Genomic DNA, 1,511 nt, shown 5'->3' with positions numbered 1-1,511 from the left:
GAATATATAAAAGGTCGTTGCTATTTTGAAATGCGCGACCTAAAAAATTCAAAGAAACACTTTACAAATGCAATAAAAATTTATAATCAAGTAATACATGAAATTCAAGAGCTTCGCAAAACAAATATTTTAGCTGCTTCGCAAAATGAACTGAGTCGAATTTATTATTACGAAAATAATTTACAAAAAGCATTAGAACACGCCGATAAAGGGATTCAATCATATGTAAATGATGGTGAACGTCCAAACACACGTTTTTATTTGTATGTTAACAAAGCAATGTACTTAGAAAAATTAGACAAAAACGAGGATGCATTAGTATGTATTGAAAGCCTAGAAAATACAACTAAGCCAGAAGAGCAAGACATATACCAGGTTAGTGTGAAAATTATAGTACATGTGCGAATTAAGCTATCTAAGATCTTGTATAAACTACATCTATATAATAAAGCCCAAGTTAAAGCTGAGGAAGGATTGAAGATTGCGAGAGCGAATTCCCTGTTTTCAGAAATTTTCACTTTACAGAGTATTCTAGGTGATATTTACAAAGGTCAAGCCAACATTAAAAAAGCAATCTACCATTATCAAACTGCACTAGAATTCAAAAAATACCTCGATAAAAATCCAGAACTGATTGACGTTTACTTAAATTTGGGCGAAATCTATATGAATATCGACAAACAACAAGCTAAAAGATATCTTAAAAAAGCTGTTGATCTAAGTAAGGACTATCATGAATTATCGATCGAATCATTAAATAAACTAGGAATCTACTACATAAATCAAAAGAAATATGAAAAAGCATTACGAACATTTCAAAAAGCTCTAGATGTAAAAGAAACAAAAGAAACGTTATACAATATATGCCTTATTTACAAAAAGCAAAATAAAAATATAGAATTATTGCAATTTGCGTATAAATACTTTACATAATACAATGAGGAGGGAGGTGACTGCAATGTATGGTGATCGACCGATTGGTGGAGGAGACTAAGCAACGGAACTTGGAAAAGCGAAAAAATGCCGGTTCTATGCCGGCATTAATCGCCATCCAAAGATCTACATGCCAATCATAAATGAGAAAGGAAGATTAGAATGATTATCGAGAAAGTAGAGGAAATATTGGAAAAGATCAATGAAGTGAAAAAAGAGGTAGACAAACTCCCGCAAAGCCGCGAAAGGTCTCTCGTCCACACGAAACTTGACGAAGCGAAACTGTGGGCAAAAGAAATCATCTCAAACGAATAAACAATCAAACAAAGCCGGCAAATCAATGCCGGCTTTTTGGTGTGTATTGGTCAAAAAAATCTCAGGTACAAAACCATTAGACAAGTCAAAAAAACGCCTCTCTGAGGCGTATATTAGCTGCCTTTTTTACATCATAGATTTTTAGGATTCCGTTTGGAATCGCGGCGGTATAGATGAATGGTATCGGTTCCTTTTTGTACGAGCTCTTTGACTTTTGTGAGTAGTTTATCCACATAAGATGTTGAATAGATATCTTTGGGTTC

General features: G+C 33.7%; 2 protein-coding genes. Both read left to right on the top strand.

Going from position 1 to position 1,511, the window contains the following annotated elements; all coding sequences use genetic code 11:
- The coding region (locus tag VIL26_05580) for a tetratricopeptide repeat protein (protein HEY8390404.1) at positions 1-933 on the top strand (933 nt) is incomplete at its 5' end.
- Positions 934-1,095: 162 nt separating this feature from the next.
- Entirely contained in the window at positions 1,096-1,248 is a 153-nt protein-coding gene (locus tag VIL26_05575) for a hypothetical protein (GenBank protein HEY8390403.1), read from the top strand.
- Positions 1,249-1,511: the final 263 nt, after the last annotated feature.

It is taken from the genome of Clostridia bacterium (assembly GCA_036562685.1).
Taxonomy (GTDB): domain Bacteria; phylum Bacillota; class Clostridia; order Christensenellales; family DUVY01; genus DUVY01.
Note: the sequence above shows the minus strand (reverse complement) of the source record. Positions and strands in the feature narration are given on the sequence as shown.